This is a genomic window from Streptomyces sp. NPDC029152 (assembly GCF_055564355.1).
In genome coordinates, this window is record NZ_JBVHWR010000012.1 from 111538 (window position 1) to 128767 (window position 17230).

The 17230-nt window shown below is 74.7% G+C and carries 14 protein-coding genes and 2 pseudogenes; 9 read left to right on the top strand and 7 right to left on the bottom strand.

All coding sequences use genetic code 11. The features are described 5' to 3' along the window. Positions 1-106 precede the first annotated feature (106 nt). The 4 genes and pseudogenes from ACZ4V6_RS24750 to ACZ4V6_RS24765 all read right to left on the bottom strand — a co-directional run. Positions 107-271, bottom strand: a pseudogene (locus ACZ4V6_RS24750) (amidohydrolase family protein); the annotation flags it as partial. Then, positions 268-1398, bottom strand: coding sequence for an FAD-dependent oxidoreductase (locus ACZ4V6_RS24755; RefSeq protein ID WP_467831182.1), 1131 nt, complete (start codon positions 1396-1398; stop codon positions 268-270). The gene ACZ4V6_RS24755 and the pseudogene ACZ4V6_RS24750, both read right to left, overlap by 4 nt. Positions 1399-1421: 23 nt before the next feature. Further along, the gene (locus ACZ4V6_RS24760; RefSeq protein WP_467831185.1) at positions 1422-2384 is read right to left on the bottom strand and encodes a cyclase family protein; all 963 of its coding nucleotides are present in this window, start codon (positions 2382-2384) and stop codon (positions 1422-1424) included. After that, complete coding sequence (locus ACZ4V6_RS24765; RefSeq protein WP_467831187.1) at positions 2381-3382, bottom strand: fumarylacetoacetate hydrolase family protein; 1002 nt, start codon at positions 3380-3382, stop codon at positions 2381-2383. Before ACZ4V6_RS24765 ends, ACZ4V6_RS24760 begins: the two co-directional genes overlap by 4 nt. Positions 3383-3509: 127 nt before the next feature. Here ACZ4V6_RS24765 and ACZ4V6_RS24770 point away from each other — a divergent pair, with 127 nt between their 5' ends. Next, a complete protein-coding gene (locus ACZ4V6_RS24770; RefSeq protein WP_467831190.1) occupies positions 3510-4439 on the top strand; it encodes a LysR family transcriptional regulator in 930 nt (309 codons plus the stop codon). Positions 4440-4521: 82 nt separating this feature from the next. Here ACZ4V6_RS24770 and ACZ4V6_RS24775 read toward each other — a convergent pair whose 3' ends face one another. Further along, positions 4522-6585, bottom strand: a complete 2064-nt coding sequence (locus tag ACZ4V6_RS24775) for a SpoIIE family protein phosphatase (RefSeq protein WP_467831192.1) — start codon at positions 6583-6585, stop codon at positions 4522-4524. A gap of 394 nt (positions 6586-6979) precedes the next feature. Here ACZ4V6_RS24775 and ACZ4V6_RS24780 point away from each other — a divergent pair, with 394 nt between their 5' ends. After that, the gene (locus tag ACZ4V6_RS24780; RefSeq protein WP_467831587.1) at positions 6980-7972 is read left to right on the top strand and encodes an NADPH:quinone reductase; all 993 of its coding nucleotides are present in this window, start codon (positions 6980-6982) and stop codon (positions 7970-7972) included. Positions 7973-8063: 91 nt separating this feature from the next. Here the strand turns inward: ACZ4V6_RS24780 and ACZ4V6_RS24785 are convergent, their stop codons facing one another. Further along, positions 8064-8294: a DUF5133 domain-containing protein gene (locus tag ACZ4V6_RS24785; RefSeq protein ID WP_467831195.1), complete on the bottom strand. Its 231-nt coding sequence runs from the start codon at positions 8292-8294 to the stop codon at positions 8064-8066. A gap of 477 nt (positions 8295-8771) precedes the next feature. Here ACZ4V6_RS24785 and ACZ4V6_RS24790 point away from each other — a divergent pair, with 477 nt between their 5' ends. The 5 genes from ACZ4V6_RS24790 (at position 8772) to ACZ4V6_RS24810 (ending at position 13640) form a co-directional block, all read left to right on the top strand. Next, a complete protein-coding gene (locus ACZ4V6_RS24790) occupies positions 8772-11162 on the top strand; it encodes an ATP-binding cassette domain-containing protein (RefSeq protein WP_467831198.1) in 2391 nt (796 codons plus the stop codon). Positions 11163-11257: 95 nt separating this feature from the next. Next, positions 11258-12544: an NAD(P)/FAD-dependent oxidoreductase gene (locus tag ACZ4V6_RS24795; protein ID WP_467831201.1), complete on the top strand. Its 1287-nt coding sequence runs from the start codon at positions 11258-11260 to the stop codon at positions 12542-12544. 40 nt (positions 12545-12584) lie between these two features. Continuing rightward, positions 12585-12812, top strand: coding sequence for a hypervirulence associated TUDOR domain-containing protein (locus ACZ4V6_RS24800; protein WP_467831203.1), 228 nt, complete (start codon positions 12585-12587; stop codon positions 12810-12812). A gap of 7 nt (positions 12813-12819) precedes the next feature. After that, positions 12820-13152 (top strand): DUF3140 domain-containing protein, encoded by a 333-nt coding sequence (locus ACZ4V6_RS24805; RefSeq protein WP_467831205.1) that lies wholly within the window; start codon positions 12820-12822, stop codon positions 13150-13152. 32 nt (positions 13153-13184) lie between these two features. Beyond that, the gene (locus ACZ4V6_RS24810) at positions 13185-13640 is read left to right on the top strand and encodes a hypothetical protein (RefSeq protein ID WP_467831208.1); all 456 of its coding nucleotides are present in this window, start codon (positions 13185-13187) and stop codon (positions 13638-13640) included. A 222-nt stretch (positions 13641-13862) separates the two neighbouring features. Here the strand turns inward: ACZ4V6_RS24810 and ACZ4V6_RS24815 are convergent. Beyond that, positions 13863-14348: pseudogene (locus ACZ4V6_RS24815) on the bottom strand (FAD-binding domain-containing protein); the annotation flags it as partial. Positions 14349-14391: 43 nt separating this feature from the next. On the opposite strand from ACZ4V6_RS24815, the gene ACZ4V6_RS24820 reads away from it, so the two are divergent. Together ACZ4V6_RS24820 and ACZ4V6_RS24825 are read left to right on the top strand one after the other, a co-directional pair. Next, a complete protein-coding gene (locus ACZ4V6_RS24820) occupies positions 14392-14901 on the top strand; it encodes a MarR family winged helix-turn-helix transcriptional regulator (protein WP_467831210.1) in 510 nt (169 codons plus the stop codon). 191 nt (positions 14902-15092) lie between these two features. Next, the gene (locus ACZ4V6_RS24825; RefSeq protein WP_467831212.1) at positions 15093-17186 is read left to right on the top strand and encodes an MMPL family transporter; all 2094 of its coding nucleotides are present in this window, start codon (positions 15093-15095) and stop codon (positions 17184-17186) included. Positions 17187-17230: the final 44 nt, after the last annotated feature.

Here is a 17230-nt window from a genome sequence, read left to right on the forward strand (position 1 = left end):
GGCAGCAGGACGTGGGCGTGCACGTCGACGGTCGGGGCGGCGGGCGAGGTCACGGCAGCTCCCGGAGCATGGTCATGGTGCGGCCCATCAGCCCGGGCACGTCCGCGTCGCGCACCATGGGCCCGCTGACGGTCAGGGCGGCGGGGCCGTTGCGCCGGGCGTCCAGTTCCCGGGCCTCGGCGTGACCGGGCAGGCCCGTGACGAGCGCGTCGACCTCGGGCAGCAGGACGTGGGCGTGCACGTCGACGGTCGGGGCGGCGGGCGAGGTCACGGCAGCTCCCGGAGCATGGTCATGGTGCGGCCCATCAGCCCGAGCACGTCCGCGTCGCGCACCCCGTCGAGCTGCCACCGGCCGATCTGCACGGACGCCTCGACCACGGGCCGGACACGGGCGACGCGCCGCTCGTAGTACGCCTGGAACAGCGCGTCGTCCCAGGTCTCGGCGGCGGTCAGCATCTCGGCGAGGACGAGCGCGTCCTCCAGCGACAGGGCGGCGCCCTGGGCGAGGGTGGGCGGGCAGCAGTGCGCGGCGTCGCCGACGAGCACGACCCGGCCGCGGTGCCAGGAGCCCTCGACCAGCAGCCGGTCGAACCAGGTGTAGTTGACCTTCGCCGGGTCGGTGATGTGCTCGGTGATCTCCGGCCAGTGGCCCCCGTAGGCGGAGGCGAGGCGGCGCATCTCGTCGGCGTACGTCTCCGGCGGGATGGAGGCGCGGTCGCGGTTGGCCTCGACGACGTACGCGTAGAGCGTGGTGTCGCTGGTGGGACAGTACCCGGCGATGTAGGCCGGACCGCCGTAGGCGAGGTCGGTGCGGACGACTCCCGCCGGGCGCGGGGCGGCGACGCGCCAGATCGCCATGCCGGTCGGCTCCGGCTCGTCCGCGATGCCGATCGCGGCGCGGGTGCGGGAACCGAGCCCGTCGGCGGCGACGACCAGGTCGTAGCGGCGCTCGGAGCCGTCGGAGAGACGGACGGAGACACCCTCGGCGTCCTGGTCCAGGATCTCGGCGGTGGTGCCGAGGCGCACGGTCGCGCCGCCGGCCCGGACGGCCTCGATCAGGATCTGCTGGAGCCTGGGGCGCTGCATGCCGACGGTGGCGGGCAGGTCGTCGCCGCCGGTGCGCAGGTCGTCCTGGACGTGCAGGACGGTGCCGTCGGGGGTGGTGATGCCGACCGAGCCGAAACCGAAGCCGGACGCCTCCACCCGCTCCTGGACACCGAGTTCGCGCAGCACGCGCAGGGCGTTGCCCTGGAGGGTGATGCCGGAGCCGGCGGTGGCGTTCCAGTCGTCCCTGGCCTCGATCAGGTCCACGGAGAGACCGGCGCGGCGCAGCAGGATCGTCACGGCGTTGCCGGCCGCGCCGCCCCCGACGACGAGAACCGTGCGGGGCTGGGTCATGAAGAACTCCTTCGCTCCTCGGTCTACTTGACCGCGATCGGGTTGACGGGCGAGCCGACCGCGCCGGTGACGGGCAGCGGCGCCGCGGTGAGCCAGAAGGCGTACTCCCCGTCGGCCGCGCAGTCCTCGGCGAGGGCCTCCAGGTCCCACATCTCGCCGATCAGCAGGCCGATGTGGGGGATGGCGACCTGGTGCAGCGGCTGGAAGGCGTGCTCGAACTCGTTCGGGCGGACCTCGAAGCCCCAGGTGTCGGTGGCGATCGCGGCGATCTCGGTGCCGTGCAGCCAGCCCGCCGTGGTGAACGACAGCCCGGGCGCGGGCCCGCCGGCGTAGTCGCCCCAGCCGTCGCGGCGGGCCCGGGCCAGCTGCCCGGTGCGCACCAGCACGATGTCGCCGCGCCCCACGGTCACGCCCTGGGCCTCGGCGGTCGCCGTCAGGTGCTCCTCGGTGATCGCGAAACCGTCCGGCAGCTCGCCGTCCTCGCCGACCGCGCGGCCGGCGTCCAGCAGGACCCCGCGTCCGGCGACGTGCGGGGCCATGTGCTCGATGCCGGTGACCAGGTCGCCGTCGGAGGTGACGACCTTCTCCGCCGGGCGTCCGTTCCACGCCGTGCCGTGGTCGAAGATGTGGCCGAGCCCGTCCCACTGGGTGGAGCACTGCAGCGGCATCGTGATGACGTCGTCGGCGCCGCCGATGCCGTGCGGGAAGCCCTGGTTGCCGAGGGCGGCGTCGGTGCCGGTGTCCAGCATGGTGTGCACCGGGTTGGTGCGCCGGCGCCAGCCCTTCTGCGGGCCGTTCATGTCGAACCGCTGCGAGAGGGAGAAGCTGACGCCCCGCCGGATCAGCGCGGCGGCCTCGCGACGCCCCGCCTCGTCCAGGAAGTTGAGGGTGCCGAGGACGTCGTCCTCGCCCCAGCGGCCCCAGTTGGAGCACGCCTTCGCGGCCCGGGCTATCGAGCCCTCGGGGTCGGTGCGGTCCAGGGTCACCGGGACACCTCCGCCACGCAGCGGGTGCGCTGGGCGCCGAGCCCGGTGATCGAGGCGTCCATGACGTCGCCGTCGCGCAGCAGCCGTCCCCAGTGCATGCCGTTGCCGGCCGGGGAGCCGGTGAGCACCAGGTCGCCGGGGAGCAGCCGGGCGGTCTGCGAGGCGTAGGACACCATCCGCGCCACGTCGAAGATCATGTCCTTGGTGGACTCGTCCTGCACGGTCTCGCCGTTCAGCTTCAGCGTCAGACGCAGGTCGCCAGGGTCGGCGATCGACTCGGCGGGCACGATCCACGGGCCGAGTGGTGTGAAACCGGGCGCGTTCTTGCTGCGCAGCCAGTCGGTGCCGATCTGCGGCATGTCCCGGCGGAAGACCGTGGCGCGGTCGGTCAGGTCGTTGGCGATCGTGTAGCCGGCGACGTGGCCGAGGGCCTCCTCGACGGACACCCGGTGGGCGGGCCGGCCGATGACGGCCGCCAACTCCAGTTCCCAGTCGGGCTTCTCGGCCCAGGCGGGCAGCACGACGTCGTCGTGGGGACCGGTGATCGCGCTCGGCAGGCCGACGAAGACGTACGGCAGGTCCTCGGCCGCCCGCCGGTCCATGATCTCCGCCGCCTCGGCGCGCCGCTCCTCCTCCGGCCGGTCGTCCCCCGGGGCCCGGTGCGCGACGTGCAGGTCGATCACGTGCTGCCGGTAGTTGGCCCCCGACTGGAACACCTGCCGAGGTTCCACCGGCGCGTGCACGCGGAACCCCGTCAGCGGCTCACGGGGGAGTCCGTCGTCGGCGGCGAGCGTCCGCAGCCGCGGCAGGACCGTCTCCCAGTCCTCCAGCAGGTCCCGGACGGCGAGTCGTGCGTCGCCGGAGGCGGTGCGCAGGTCGAGCACCGCGGAGTCGGGGGTGACGAGGGCGGGGAAGGCCGGCCCGTCCGGGGCCGAGAGCGTGGCGAGGGCGAACGGCCCGGCGAAGAGCACGGACGCGGGTTCGGGTTTCACGGACATGTCCTCCTGGTTGCGGTGGGACTAATCTGGACCCGCCCCCGGTGATCAGGGAAATCGATTCTGTGGATGATGTGCATCCATGGTGTCGATGAGCGCTGGTCGGAGCCTTACCGCATGAGGAAGCCCCGTGAATCTGAGCCGCCTGGACCTCAACCTCGTCGTCGCCCTGCGGGCCCTGCTGGAGGAACGCAACGTCACCCGCGCCGGTCAGCGCGTCGGCCTCAGCCAGCCCGCGATGAGCGCGGCCCTGGCCCGGCTGCGCCGCCACTTCGACGACGACCTGCTCGCCCGTGTCGGCGGGCACTACGAACTCACCGCCCTCGGCCAGGTCCTGCTCGACCGCACCTCCACCGCGTACGCCGTGCTCGAACGCCTCTTCGCGAGCCAGGCGGACTTCGATCCGGCCAGGGAGAGCCGCGAGTTCAAGCTGGTCGCCTCCGACTACGCCGTAGCCGTCTTCGGCACCGAACTCGCCCGGGCCGTGCACGACGAGGCCCCCGGCATCCGGCTGCGCTTCGCGCAGACCCCGCCCACCGTGGTCGATGACACCGCCACGCTGCTGAGCGCGACCGACGGGCTGCTCATGCCGCACGGCGTCATCAGCGACTTCCCCGCCACCGACCTCTACCAGGACCGCTGGGTGTTCCTCGTCGCCGACGACCACCCGAGCGTCGAGGAGCGCCTCACCCGCCAGGACCTGGCCCGGCTGCCCTGGGTCACCTACCAGCGCACCTACGACGCCCCGGCCGTACGCCAGCTCGGCATGCTGGGCGTCGAGCCCCGGGTGGAGGTCTCCGTGGACAGCTTCCAGCTGCTGCCCCTGCTGGTGGCCGGCACCCGGCGCATCGCCCTGGTGCAGGCGCGCCTGGCCCGTCTTCTCGCGCCGATCGCCGCCGTCCGGGTGCTGGAACCGCCGTACGAGGCGGTGCCGCTGCGGGAGGCGATGTGGTGGCACCCGGTGCACACGCACGACGCGGCCCACATCTGGCTGCGGGAGACCGCCGCGCGCGTCGGCAGGCGCATGGCCGGCGTGCCGGAGCGGAACGGCGGGTCATGAACGGGACGCGTCCCTACGGCGGACCGGCCGGGCGGCCGGAGGCGGGGGCGCCTGCCGCGGCGGGGACGGCCCCGGGGTCCGGTCAGCCACCGGGGCGTATGAGGAGCAGGGCGATGTCGTCGCCCGGCGTGGGCGCGTGCCGGATGAGGGTGTCGGCCATGGCGTCGAGATCGGCCGGATCCGCGTGCTCGAGCAGTCCGGCGAGGGCGGCGGTCGCGTCGTCGGGGTCCACCCCCGGGGCCTCGACGAGCCCGTCCGTGTAGAGGACGAGCACGGACCCGTGCGGCAGCGGGATCTCCAGGGCCGGGTAGGCGGTGTCCGGCTCGATGCCCAGCAGCAGGCCGGGAGGGACCCGGAGGAGTTCGGTGCGCCCGTCGGCGTGGCGCAGCAGCGGTGGCGGGTGGCCGGCGGTGGCCACGCACGCGCGGCGCCCGGCGAGGTCGAGGTGGACGTAGACGCAGCTGGTGAACAGGCCGGGGTCGAGGTCGGTGAGCAGCCGGTTGGTGCGGGCCAGGACGTCGGCGGGGGACGCGCCCACGGTGGCGTGGGCGTGCACGGCGGTGCGGACCTGCCCCATGAGGGCCGCGGCGTCCACGTTGTGTCCCTGCACGTCGCCGATGGCGGCGCCGGCTGTGTGCGCGTCGAGGCGGATGAGGTCGTAGAAGTCGCCGCCGATGCCCAGGCCCCGGGCGGCCGGCAGGTAGCGGGCGGCGACCCTCAGCCCGGGGATCCGGGGCAGCGTGTGCGGCAGGAGAGCGGACTGCAGGCGGTGGGCGAGGTGATCCTTGGCGTCGTAGAGGCGGGCGCGGTCCAGGGCCTGTCCGACCAGACCGGCCATGGAGGTGAGCACGGCGCGCTCGCCGGGCGGGAAGACCCGGTGGCGGTCGTAGGCGAGCAGGAGCGAGCCGATGGGGCGGCCGGACGCGATCAGCGGCAGAACGGCCCATGACGCCATGCCGTCCTCGTGGACGGTGGCCGGGTAGGCGCGCCGGAAGTCGGCGAAGGTCGGGAAGAAGTCCGGGACGCCGGTGGTCAGGACCTCGCTGCCGGGAACGTCCGAGTTCAGGGGGATCCCGTCGTAACGGCTCATCAGCTCGGCGGAGTAGCCCCGGTGGCCGAGGACCCTCAGGCAGCCGTCCTGGGACGACATCACCGCCATGGCCTGTGCGCCGAGGGCGGGCAGCAGCTGGTCCGCGGTCTGCTCGACCACGTCCTGGACACCGACGGCCTCGGTGAGGGTGGCGGCCAGGTGCATCAGGTGGTAGAGCAGGGTGGCGCGGCTGGGACCGGCGGCCGGGACGGACGGGGCCGCGGGTGCCTCCTCGGCGGGGTCGCTCCGCCGGATGCGGACGCTGATGCCGGACGGGTCCGGATACAGCTCGAAGGACAGCCACACGTCCGGGGGGCGCAGCACGGTGAAGGCCTGCGGCCGCCGGCTGACCAGCGCGGCCCGGTAGCGGTCCTCGACCTGGGGGACGTCCATCCACGGCAGCGACTCCCAGGGCAGCGTGCCCAGCAGGTCGGCCGCGTCACGGCCGAGGAGGCCGGCGGCGGCCGGGGTGACGAAGGCGATGCGGCCGTTCGTGTCCAGCGCGCAGGACCCTCCGGGCAGCCGGTCGACGAACGCCGAGACCACCGTCGCCTCGTCGGGGGAGAGGAGGCGGCCGGCCGGCGGCGGCAGCATCCGCGGCCGGTCGGCGTCCGCCACCGGGTCGCCGCGGTCCGCCGCTCGTTGCAGGAGGCCGCCCAGCCGGCGGCAGCCGCTCTCGATCACCTCGCGCTCGCCCCGGTCCAGCCGGTCCGGACGGCCCCCGGGCCACAGCAGCACCAGCCCGCCCCGCAGCGCGGTGTCCGAAGCGACCGGGGCGGCCGCCAGCGCGAACTCGTACGGCAGGACGAGCGCCGGCCGCGGGTACTGGCGCGCCATCTCCTCCTGGCCGCCGACCCAGACCGTGCGCCGCTCGCGCACGGCGTCCGCCACCGGCATGGGATCGGTCAGCGCGACCCGCCGCCACGGGGCCGCGATCTCCTCCGGCACCCCCGCGACCAGGACCAGCCGCAGCGCGTCACCACCGGGCGGCATCACGTACAGCAGCCCGCCGAACGCCCCGCTCTCCCGCACCACGGCGGCCATGGCGGCGTCCATCAGCCGCCCGCCCCGGCCCGCGGCCGGGCAGGACCCGCCGCACCGCTCGGAGGCCTTCGTCTCCCGGCCCCCGGCCCGCTCACCCCGGCCCGCCGGCCGGACCGGACATCACCCATACGCGGACACTACGCCCCGCCCGCCGCCCTGGCATCCGGTCACCGGGGGCGGGTCCGTCCCGCGGTTCCGGTGCCACACCGCCGGCACACCGTGCCGTCGGGGCGGGGCCCGGCCGCCCGGTCCGCCGCGGCCGGCGAAGGCGGACCCGGTGCGGCGCGGCGGCACCGGGGCCTGCCCGCCGGTGGCACCGGGTTCATGATCGGGTGGTACGGCGTCGCCGCCCCCCGACGCCCCGAGCCCAGGAGGAACCATGTCCGTCAGCGCAGTCCCCGACGTGATGCGGGCCGCCTGCATCGACGCCGTCGGCCCGGCCGACGCCATCCGGTACGGGACGCTCCCCGTGCCGCCCGTCGGGCCCACGGACGTGCTCGTCCGCGTCGGGGCCGTCGCAGTCGACCCCGTGGACACCTTCGTACGGTCCGGGGCCTACGCCACCCCGCTCCCGTTCCCCTTCGTCGTCGGGCGTGACCTGGTGGGCGAGGTCGCCGGGACCGGGAGCGGAGCGGTGGGCTTCACGCCCGGACAGCGGGTGTGGTGCAACAGCCTGGGACACGCGGGCCGGCAGGGGGCCTGCGCCGAGTACGCGACGGTCGCCGCCGAGCGGCTCTACGCGGCACCGGACGGCATCGCCGGGGAGCACCTCGTCGCGGCCGCCCACCCGGCGGCGTCGGCCTGGCTCGCGCTGTTCCGGCACGGGAGGCTGAGGCCGGGCGAGACCGTGTACGTCGGCGGCGGGGCCGGCAACGTGGGCGGCGCCGCCGTCGCGCTGGCCGCCCGGGCCGGCGCACGCGTGATCGCGACCGCGCGTGCCGGGGACGCCCCGGCGGTCCGCGCCCTGGGCGCCGCGGAGGTCGTCGACTACCGGGCGCCCGGTCTGGGCGAGCGACTGCGCCGGGCCGCGCCCCGCGGATACGACCTGCACCTCGACACCTCCGGGCACGGCGTGCTGGCCGACTCCGTCGACCTGCTGGCGCACGGCGGGCGCCTGGTCGCCATGGTCGGACTGGGCGGCGGCCCCTCCACGCTGCCGTTGGGCCGCCTGTACACCAAGGACGCGAGCATCGTGGGCTTCGCCATCAGCAACGCCACGACCGCCGACCTCGCCGAGGCGGCCGAAGGAGTCGTGAGCGTCCTGCGCGACACCCCGTGGCGCCCGCGCATCGCCGACCGCCTGCCGTTGTCGATGACCGCGGAGGCGCACCGGAGGCTGGAGGCGGGCACGGTGAGCGGCCGGCTGGTCCTCGTACCGGACGGCCGGGTGAGCGCGTGAGTCCGGCGGCCCGTCCTGCGCGGCCGGGCGACACCGCCCGACCGCACGGCGACCGCCGGACGCCGTCGAACCGGCCCCGGCCGAAGGCCCGTCACGCGGAGGCGGCGACGGAGTCGTCCGCCGGGCGGGCGCCGGGCAGCCGGCGGCGGGCGGCCGCCAGGGCGGAATCGACGTCCCGCGTCCCGGTGGCGACGCACAGGGTGTACGACACGTCCTCCAGCCGCTGACGGACCTCGGGCGTGCCGTGCTCGGCCTGCAGGGCCTGCAGGGACGCGTACTGCTCGAGCAGGTCGGTCAGAACGGCGGGGTGGGCCATGAGCATGGGACTTCTCCCTTGTGCGAGGGTCGGGCGGGGCCGGTCGGGGTCGGTCGGCACCGGGCGGGGAGGAGGCCGTCCGACGACGCGGCGGTGCCGTGTGCGGTCGCTCCGGCTGCTCATCGCGTGTGCTTCCTCCCGCCTCACCTGGTCGAACAGTCGCGGGAGGACCTTTGGGGGTGCTCGGGGAGCGAACGACGGCCGCCGCGACGGGCCTGTGGTCCCAAGCACCTGGCACGCCGAATGCCCCCCGGTGAGGGGCCCAAACCATTACCGCCGGAACCGGCCCGCGGGGCTCGCTCCCCGAGGGTCCGGGTGAAGCGCGGCAGGCAGCCGGTGGGGTCGCGGAACGCGCGGGCGCGGACGCCGCCGAGCCGTTCCGTGCCGGCGGTGCGCGACGAGCGGACATACTGCTCGCAGACCGAGCCCCTGGACGCCGACGACGGGCCGCGCAGCCGGCCCCGCCCGACAGATGGAGACACCATGAGCAAGGCCACGCGGACCGACACCCGCCCGCCTGCGCCGCACCCCGCCGACGGCCACGACCTGATCCGCGTGCACGGCGCGCGGGAGAACAACCTCAAGGACGTCAGCATCGAGATCCCCAAGCGCCGGCTGACGGTGTTCACCGGGGTCTCCGGGTCCGGCAAGAGCTCCCTGGTGTTCGACACGATCGCCGCCGAGTCGCAGCGGCTGATCAACGAGACCTACAGCGCCTTCGTGCAGGGCTTCATGCCGGCCCTGGCCCGGCCCGAGGTCGACGTCCTCGACGGCCTGACGACCGTGATCAGCGTCGACCAGCAGCGGATGGGCGGCGACCCCCGCTCCACCGTCGGCACCGCCACCGACGCCAACGCGATGCTGCGCATCCTGTTCAGCCGGCTCGGCGAACCCCGCATCGGCCCGCCCAGCGCGTACTCCTTCAACACCGCCTCGGTCCGGGCCAGCGGCGCCATCACCGTCGAGCGCGGCGACAAGAAGGCGGTGAAGGCCACCTACGAGCGCACCGGCGGCATGTGCACCCGCTGCGAGGGCCGGGGCACGGTCTCCGACATCGACCTCACCCAGCTCTACGACGACTCCAGGTCGCTGAACGAGGGCGCGTTCACCATCCCCGGCTGGAAGTCGGACAGCCAGTGGACCGTGCAGGTCTACGCCCAGTCCGGCTTCGTCGACCCGGACAAGCCGATCCGCGACTACACCGAGGAGGAACTGCGCGCCTTCCTCCACGGCGAGCCGGTCAAGGTGAAGGTCAACGGCGTCAACCTCACGTACGAGGGCCTGATCCCCAAGATCCAGAAAACGTTCCTGTCCAAGGACAAGGAGGCGATGCAGCCGCACGTGCGGGCCTTCGTGGAGCGGGCCGTCACCTTCACCACGTGTCCCGGGTGCGACGGCACCCGGCTCAGCGAGGGCGCCCGGTCGTCGAGGATCGGGAAGGTCAGCATCGCCGACGCCTGCGCGATGGAGATCCGCGACCTGGCCGAGTGGGTCCGCACCCTCGACGAGCCGTCGGTGGCCCCGCTGCTCACCGCGTTGCGGGGCACGCTGGACTCGTTCGTGGAGATAGGCCTCGGCTACCTCTCCCTCGACCGGCCCGCCGGCACGCTGTCGGGCGGCGAGGCGCAGCGCGTCAAGATGGTCCGCCACCTCGGCTCCTCGCTCACCGACGTCACCTACGTCTTCGACGAGCCCACGATCGGCCTGCACCCCCACGACATCCAGCGGATGAACGACCTGCTGCTGAGGCTGCGGGACAAGGGCAACACGGTGCTCGTCGTGGAGCACAAACCGGAGACCATCGCCATCGCCGACCACGTCGTCGACCTCGGTCCCGGCGCCGGCACGGCCGGCGGCACCGTCTGCTTCGAGGGCACCGTCGAGGGACTGCGGGCCGGCCACACGATCACCGGCCGCCACCTCGACGACCGGGCCGCCCTCAAGAAAAGCGTGCGCGAGCCGACCGGCGCGCTGGAGATCCGCGGCGCCACCACGCACAACCTGCGGGGCGTCGACGTCGACATCCCGCTCGGCGTCCTCTGCGTGGTCACCGGCGTGGCGGGCTCCGGCAAGAGCTCGCTGATCCACGGATCGCTTCCCGCCACAGCGGACGTCGTCTCGGTCGACCAGAGTCCCGTCAAGGGCTCGCGGCGGAGCAACCCGGCGACCTACACCGGACTGCTCGACCCCGTCCGCAAGGCGTTCGCCAAGGCCAACGGCGTCAAGCCCGCCCTGTTCAGCGCCAACTCCGAGGGCGCCTGCCCCACGTGCAACGGCGCCGGCGTCGTCTACACCGACCTGGCGATGATGGCCGGCGTCGCCTCCCCCTGCGAGGACTGCGAGGGCAAGCGGTTCCAGCCCTCGGTGCTGGAGTACCGCCTCGGCGGCCGGGACATCAGCGAGGTGCTCGCCATGCCGGTGACCGAGGCCGCGGAGTTCTTCGGCGCCGGCGAGGCACGCACGCCCGCCGCGCACCGCGTCCTCGAGCGGCTCGCCGACGTCGGCCTCGGCTACCTGACCCTCGGTCAGCCGCTCACCACGCTGTCCGGCGGCGAGCGGCAGCGGCTCAAGCTGGCCACCCACATGGCCGACAAGGGCGGCGTCTACGTACTCGACGAACCGACCACCGGTCTCCACCTCGCCGACGTCGAGCACCTGCTCGGCCTGCTGGACCGGCTCGTCGACTCCGGCAAGTCCGTCGTCGTCGTCGAGCACCACCAGGCGGTCATGGCCCACGCCGACTGGATCATCGACCTGGGCCCGGGGGCCGGCCACGACGGGGGCCGGATCGTCTTCGAGGGCACCCCCGCCGATCTCGTCGCCGCCCGCTCCACCCTCACCGGCGAACACCTCGCGGCCTACGTCGGCGCCTGACGCGGTCGTGCCCGGACGCCTTCCCGTCCGGGCACCCCCGAGTGGTGGCGCGGCGGTCCGCGGCCCACGCTGGTCGGGGACCGTGAGGAGCGCACATGGGCAACGGCCGGCACCACCGGACACCGCGCGTCGTCGTCGCCGGCGGCGGGCTCGCGGGCCTGGCCTGCGCGTTCGACCTCAGCCGCGCCGGTGTGGACGTGGAGCTGCACGAGGCCTCGGACGCGGTCGGCGGCCGCGTCCGCACCGACCACCGCGACGGCTTCCTCCTGGACCGGGGCTTCCAGGTCTTCAACACCGCGTACCCGCAGGTCCGCCGCCTGCTGCCGCTGCGCGACCTGCGACTGCGGCCGTTCACCCCCGGGGTGCTGGCCCACACGCCGTCCGGCACCCTCCGGCTCACCGACCCCACGAGGCGCCCCCGCGAGGCCGGCTCCCTCCTGCCGGGCCGCGCCCTCGGGGCCCGGGACCTGGCGGCGCTGGCCGGTCTCACCGCCCGGGACGCACTGGCCCCCGCCGCTCTGCTCAGACGCGGCCGGGACAGGACGACCGAGGCGGCACTGGCCCGCAGCGGCCTGTCCCGGGACGCGGTGGACCACGTACTGCGGCCCTTCCTGGCCGGGGTGTTCCTGGAGCCGGACCTGGAGACGTCCGCCCGCTTCTTCCACCTCGTGTGGCGCAGCATGGCCCGGGGCACGCTCTGCCTCCCGGCCGGCGGGATCGGCAGCGTGCCGCGCCTGCTCGCCGCCCGCCTGCCCGAGGGCACCGTCCGGACCGGCTCGCCCGTCCGGTCCCTCACCGGCTCCGGGATCCTGTTGCGGGACGGCACCGAACGCCCGGCGGAGGCGGTGGTGGTGGCCACCGACGCCGTCACGGCGTCCCGCCTGCTGCCGGGCACGCCCGTACCGCCCGGCCGGACCGTCACCACCTACTACCACGCGGCCGGGACGTCACCGCTGCCCGAACCGACCCTCGTGGTCGACGGCACCCTCACGGTCCTCAACACGTGCGTGCTCTCCGAGGTCAGCGGCACCTACGCACCGCCGGGCACCTCGCTGGTGTCCACGTCCGTGCTGGGCGGCGGACCGCCGGGCGGAGAGGCCGCCGTCCGCCGACGGGCGGCGGAACTCTACGGGGCGGACACCGCCGACTGGCAGCACGTCGCCACGTACACGGTCGAGAACGCGCTCCCGGCGATGCGGCCTCCCTGGCCGCTGTCGCGCCGCACCCGCGTCACGCCGGGCCGCTACGTCTGCGGGGACCACCGGGCCACCGGGTCGGTCCAGGGGGCCCTGGCCTCCGGCAGCCGGGCCGCCCGGGAGGTCCTCGCGGACCTGCGGGACGGCCCGCGCGCCCGGCAGGCCCCACCGGGCCCGACGAGTTGAACCGAGAAGACGGAAGACACAGAAGACAGGGAGTACCGAAATGGCGAAGAACCGCGGCGGGAACAGCCGGCCGGAGAAGGGCGACGAGGTCGCCTGGAGCAGTCACGGCAGCGAGACGGAGGGAACGGTCGAGAAGGAGATCACCGAACGGACCGAGGCCGCCGGCCGCACGGTGGACGCCTCGCCCGACGACCCGCAGTACCAGGTCCGCAGCGACAAGTCCGGCAGGTCCGCCGTCCACAAGCCGTCCGCGCTCAGGAAGAAGTGACCGGCAGATGGACGACAAGGAGCGGAAGGACACCTGGGACGATTTCCGCGAGCTGGTGAACATGACCCCGGCCGGACTGGAGAAGTGGCTCGCCACCGACGCCTCCCGCGACGCCGGACAGCACAAGGACGGCGGGGAGTCCGCGGGGCACGCCTCCGGCCGCCGCATCGTGGAGATCCTGCGGGCCAAGAAGGGCGACCTCTCGGACGACGACTACCGGCACATGCGCAAGGTCGTCGGCTACGTCCGCCGGCACCTGGCCCAGCGCCCCTCGGGCGACGTCCGCGACACCCGCTGGCGGCACTCGCTCATGAACTGGGGCCACGACCCGTTGGCCTGACGCCCCGTGGCACCGCACCGGAGGGACACCCCATGACTGACATGCACCGGCGCCCCGAGGGCGTCGGGGACGAGACGGTGGAGGCCCTCGGGTCCCTGTCCAAGGCGCTGGAGACGGTCGAGCGCGCCCGAGGGCACCTGTACTCCTTCCACCAGCTCACCGGCACCGCCGATCTGGAACTGGACCGCGCGGTGGAACTGCTGCGCGAGGCCGGCCACCCGGAGTGGGCGCGGCGCGTCGAGACGGAGGTCCTCGGGCGCAACGTCATCCCCGGCCACTGGACCTTCCAGATCGTCGAGGCGTACGACCAGACGTACTACCGGGCGTTCAAGGACCTGGAGGGCCAGGTGGTGGCGCAACTGGCCGAGGGCCGGCCCCATCTGTACGAGGCGGAGATGAAGGAAGCCCGCCGCACCCGGAACCACGCCGATCACACGGCCCGGCCCGACAGCCCCGGCACCCGCTCGCCGGACGCCCCTTTCACCTGACGACCGGCCCCCGGCCCGGTCGCGGCCGCGCGCCCGCCGGAAGCGGGCCAGGCCCTCGGCCAGGTCCACGACGGGGCCGGGGTGCGCGTCGCAGGCGGCGGCGCGGGGCCGCGCGGCCTCCGGTGTTCGTGCACGGCCGCCCCGGCCGGTCCGGGCACCCCGACGGCGCACGTACGCGCCGTCGGGGCCGAACCGCCTGGCCCGGGCGACGGGACCGGGGACGCGGTGGGGGCGGGTGCCGGTGCCCGCCGTCCACTGCCGGTCGAGCCGGTTGCCGGCCACGTCGCCGTCCACCGGCAGATCCGGGAAGTGCCGGGCGCCCACGCGCCGGTCCACGTGGAGCGTCCTGGCCGGGAAGGAGGCGGCCGGCAGCCGGCCGCGGTCGTGCATCCGGCCCTCGTGGCGCAGCCGGCGCACGGCCGCGTCGACGATCGGACAGCCGGGTCCGGGCAGGGGCGTGCGGGCGGCGGCCCGGGCGATGCGGCGGGCCACGCCGCCGGACACCACGGCGTGGAAGGGCCGCACGCTCCACCGGTGGGCGTGGCCCGCCGGCCCGTGCGGAGGCGCCCCGTGGCGCCGGTGCCGGGCGACGGCTCCCCGCCGCGCCGTCACCGTCCGTGCCGTCGCGTCCTTCGTGTCCCTCGTCCACGGGTTCCGTCTCTCGTGGGACATCCGCCGTGCCGGCCTCCTCCCCGGACGGACCGCCATGGGCGCGCCGTGGGCGGATGCGGCCTTTCTATACGCTGATCGCGTGGCGACAGCGAACCAGCGCGGACGGCGCGCGCACGAACGGGAGAGCACGGCCGGGGCCGAGGCGGGCGACCTCCACGTCCTCGCCGCCGGCCTGCGGCGGATGAACGGTGAGATCAACCGTCTCGTGCACGGCTTCGCCGCCGCCCACGGGCTGCACACCACCGACGTCCAGGCGCTCGCGGCGATCCTGGACGCCGAGGAGCCGATGACACCGGGACGGCTGCGCGAACACCTGGGACTGACCTCGGGCGCGGTCACGGCGTGCGTGGACCGCCTGGAACGCGCCGGGCACGTGCGCCGGGTCAGGGAGAGCGCCGACCGCCGGGTCGTCCATCTGCACTACGTGCCCGGCGCCCGCGCGGCGGCCCGGACGTACTTCCGGCCGCTGGCCCAGGCCGCGGCCGCGACCCGGGACCGCTTCGACGCGGAGGAACTGGCGGTCGTGGCGCGGTTCGTGGCGGCCATGAACGAGGAACTGCGGCTCGTGCGGACCGCCGGCGACCGCTGACCTCCGCCGTTCGCGCGCAGGGGTGACGGCCGTCCGCATCAAGGAGCGGGTCGCGGGCACCAGTCGGTGTATCGGCACGACGGCGGTGATATAACTCGATCATTGAGATTGTTTACGATCGAGTCACTTCGCCGGCGTCCCGCACGGCCGGCATTCCGCACACCACGGAAGACCAGGAGACCCGCAGACCGATGCCCCGCACCTCACGAGCCCGGTGGCTCGTCCCCGTCGTCCTCCTCCTGGTCTGGCTCGGCATCGGCGGTGCGCTCGGCCCGTACGCCGGGAAACTGGGCGAGGTCGCCACCAACGACCAGGCCGCCTTCCTGCCCCGCAGCGCCGAGTCCACCCGGGTCATCGACGCCCAGAAGGCCTTCCAGCAGGACGAGACCCTGCCGGTGATCGTCGTGTGGACCGCGGACGACGGCGGTGACGTCGCCGACCGCCGGGCGGACGCCACCCGTTCGGTCGCGGGCCTCGAAGGCGAGCCCGGGACCGTCGGTCCCGCGACGCCCGCGCTGCCCTCCGGCGACGGCGAGGCCCTCCAGGCCGTCGTCCAGGTCGAACCCGGTCTCGGCGAACGCCTGCCCGACGTCCTCGGGCACATCCGCGAGGCCGCGGAGCAGGTCCCGGGCACCCGGGCGCAGCTGGCCGGCCCGGCGGCCACCCAGGCCGACCTCTCCGACGCCTTCTCGGGCATCGACGGACTGCTCCTCGGCGTCGCCCTGATCACGGTGCTCGTCATCCTGCTGCTCGTCTACCGCAGCGTCCTGCTGCCCCTGGTGATCATCCTCGGCGCCGTCTTCGCGCTGGGACTGGCCTGCGCGATCGTCTACGCGCTCGCCGAACGCGACGTCGTGCGCGTCGACGGGCAGGTCCAGGGCATCCTCTCCATCCTCGTCATCGGCGCCGCGACCGACTACGCACTGCTGCTCACCGCCCGCTTCCGCGAGGAACTGCCCCGGCACCCGGACCGCTTCGCCGCCGCGCGTGCCGCGCTGCGCGCGTCATGGGGAGCCGTCGTCGCCAGCGCGGCGACCGTCGCCCTGGGCCTGCTGGCCCTGCTGCTCAGCGACCTGACCAACAACCGCGCGCTCGGACCGGTCGGCGCCATCGGCATCGCCTGCGCCGTCCTGAGCACCCTCACCTTCCTGCCCGCCGTCCTGGTCCTGCTCGGCCGTGCCGCCTACTGGCCCGCCAAGCCCGTCCGGGCCGACGACCCGGAGGCCGGACACCGCCTGTGGCACCGCGTCGCCGGGCTGGTGGACCGCGCGCCGCGCCGCATCTGGGCGGTCTGCCTCGCCGGACTGCTCGCCTGCGCCGCCTTCTGGCCGACCCTGGAGTCGAAGGGCGTGCCGCTGGACGAGATCTTCGTCGACGACGCCCCGTCCGTCGCCGCCCAGGAGACCCTGGCCCGGCACTTCCCGGGAGGCTCCGGCAACCCCGCCGTGATCATCGCGGACGCGGACCGGACCGCCCCCGTCCTCGCGGCGGCCCGGGGCACGCGCGGCGTCGCCTCCGCCGCCGCGGTGACCGCGTCGGGCCGGCCCGGCGGCGGCGTCCCGAAGGTGGTCGACGGACGGGTGCGCATCGACGCGACCCTGCGGGCGCCGGCGGACAGCGACGCGGCCAAGGAGACGGTGGCCCGCCTGCGGAACGCGGTGCACGCCGTGCCGGGCGCGGACGCCCTCGTCGGCGGCTACACCGCCCAGCAGTACGACACCCAGCGCACCGCCGAGCACGACCGGACGCTCATCGTGCCCGTGGTGCTCGCCATCATCCTGGTCATCCTGATCGGCCTGCTGCGCTCGCTGCTGATGCCGGTGCTGCTGGTGGCGACCGTGGCGCTGAACTTCCTGGCCACCCTGGGCGTCTCCGCCCTGGTCTTCCGCCACGTGTTCGGCTTCAGCGGCACGGACGCCTCCGTCCCGCTGTACGGGTTCGTGTTCCTGGTCGCCCTCGGCGTGGACTACAACATCTTCCTCATGTCCCGGGTGCGGCAGGAGGCGCTGCGTCACGGGGTGCGCCAGGGCATCCTGCGCGGCCTGACCGCCACGGGCGGCGTGATCACCTCGGCCGGTGTCGTGCTCGCCGCCACCTTCGCCGCGCTCGGCGTGATCCCGCTGGCCTTCCTGGTGCAGATCGCCTTCATCGTCGCCTTCGGCGTCCTGCTGGACACCCTGGTGGTGCGCTCGCTGCTCGTCCCGGCCCTCGCCCGGGACATCGGCGCCGTCGCGTGGTGGCCGGGGCGGCTCGGCCGCCGGGCCCCCGCCGACGCCGAGGGGTGATCCGAGGGCGGCCCGCGAGGCCGGAGCGGGGCCACGGAGACGTG

What these genes read in the sequence shown, in the direction of transcription:
- ACZ4V6_RS24755 (WP_467831182.1), bottom strand. Translation starts at nt 1,398, where the DNA reads ATGACCCAGCCCCGCACGGTTCTCGTCGTCGGGGGCGGCGCGGCCGGC.
- ACZ4V6_RS24765 (WP_467831187.1), bottom strand. Translation starts at nt 3,382, where the DNA reads ATGTCCGTGAAACCCGAACCCGCGTCCGTGCTCTTCGCCGGGCCGTTC.
- ACZ4V6_RS24775 (WP_467831192.1), bottom strand. Translation starts at nt 6,585, where the DNA reads ATGGACGCCGCCATGGCCGCCGTGGTGCGGGAGAGCGGGGCGTTCGGC.
- ACZ4V6_RS24780 (WP_467831587.1), top strand. Translation starts at nt 6,980, where the DNA reads ATGCGGGCCGCCTGCATCGACGCCGTCGGCCCGGCCGACGCCATCCGG.
- ACZ4V6_RS24785 (WP_467831195.1), bottom strand. Translation starts at nt 8,294, where the DNA reads ATGCTCATGGCCCACCCCGCCGTTCTGACCGACCTGCTCGAGCAGTAC.
- ACZ4V6_RS24790 (WP_467831198.1), top strand. Translation starts at nt 8,772, where the DNA reads ATGAGCAAGGCCACGCGGACCGACACCCGCCCGCCTGCGCCGCACCCC.
- ACZ4V6_RS24795 (WP_467831201.1), top strand. Translation starts at nt 11,258, where the DNA reads ATGGGCAACGGCCGGCACCACCGGACACCGCGCGTCGTCGTCGCCGGC.
- ACZ4V6_RS24800 (WP_467831203.1), top strand. Translation starts at nt 12,585, where the DNA reads ATGGCGAAGAACCGCGGCGGGAACAGCCGGCCGGAGAAGGGCGACGAG.
- ACZ4V6_RS24805 (WP_467831205.1), top strand. Translation starts at nt 12,820, where the DNA reads ATGGACGACAAGGAGCGGAAGGACACCTGGGACGATTTCCGCGAGCTG.
- ACZ4V6_RS24810 (WP_467831208.1), top strand. Translation starts at nt 13,185, where the DNA reads ATGACTGACATGCACCGGCGCCCCGAGGGCGTCGGGGACGAGACGGTG.
- ACZ4V6_RS24825 (WP_467831212.1), top strand. Translation starts at nt 15,093, where the DNA reads ATGCCCCGCACCTCACGAGCCCGGTGGCTCGTCCCCGTCGTCCTCCTC.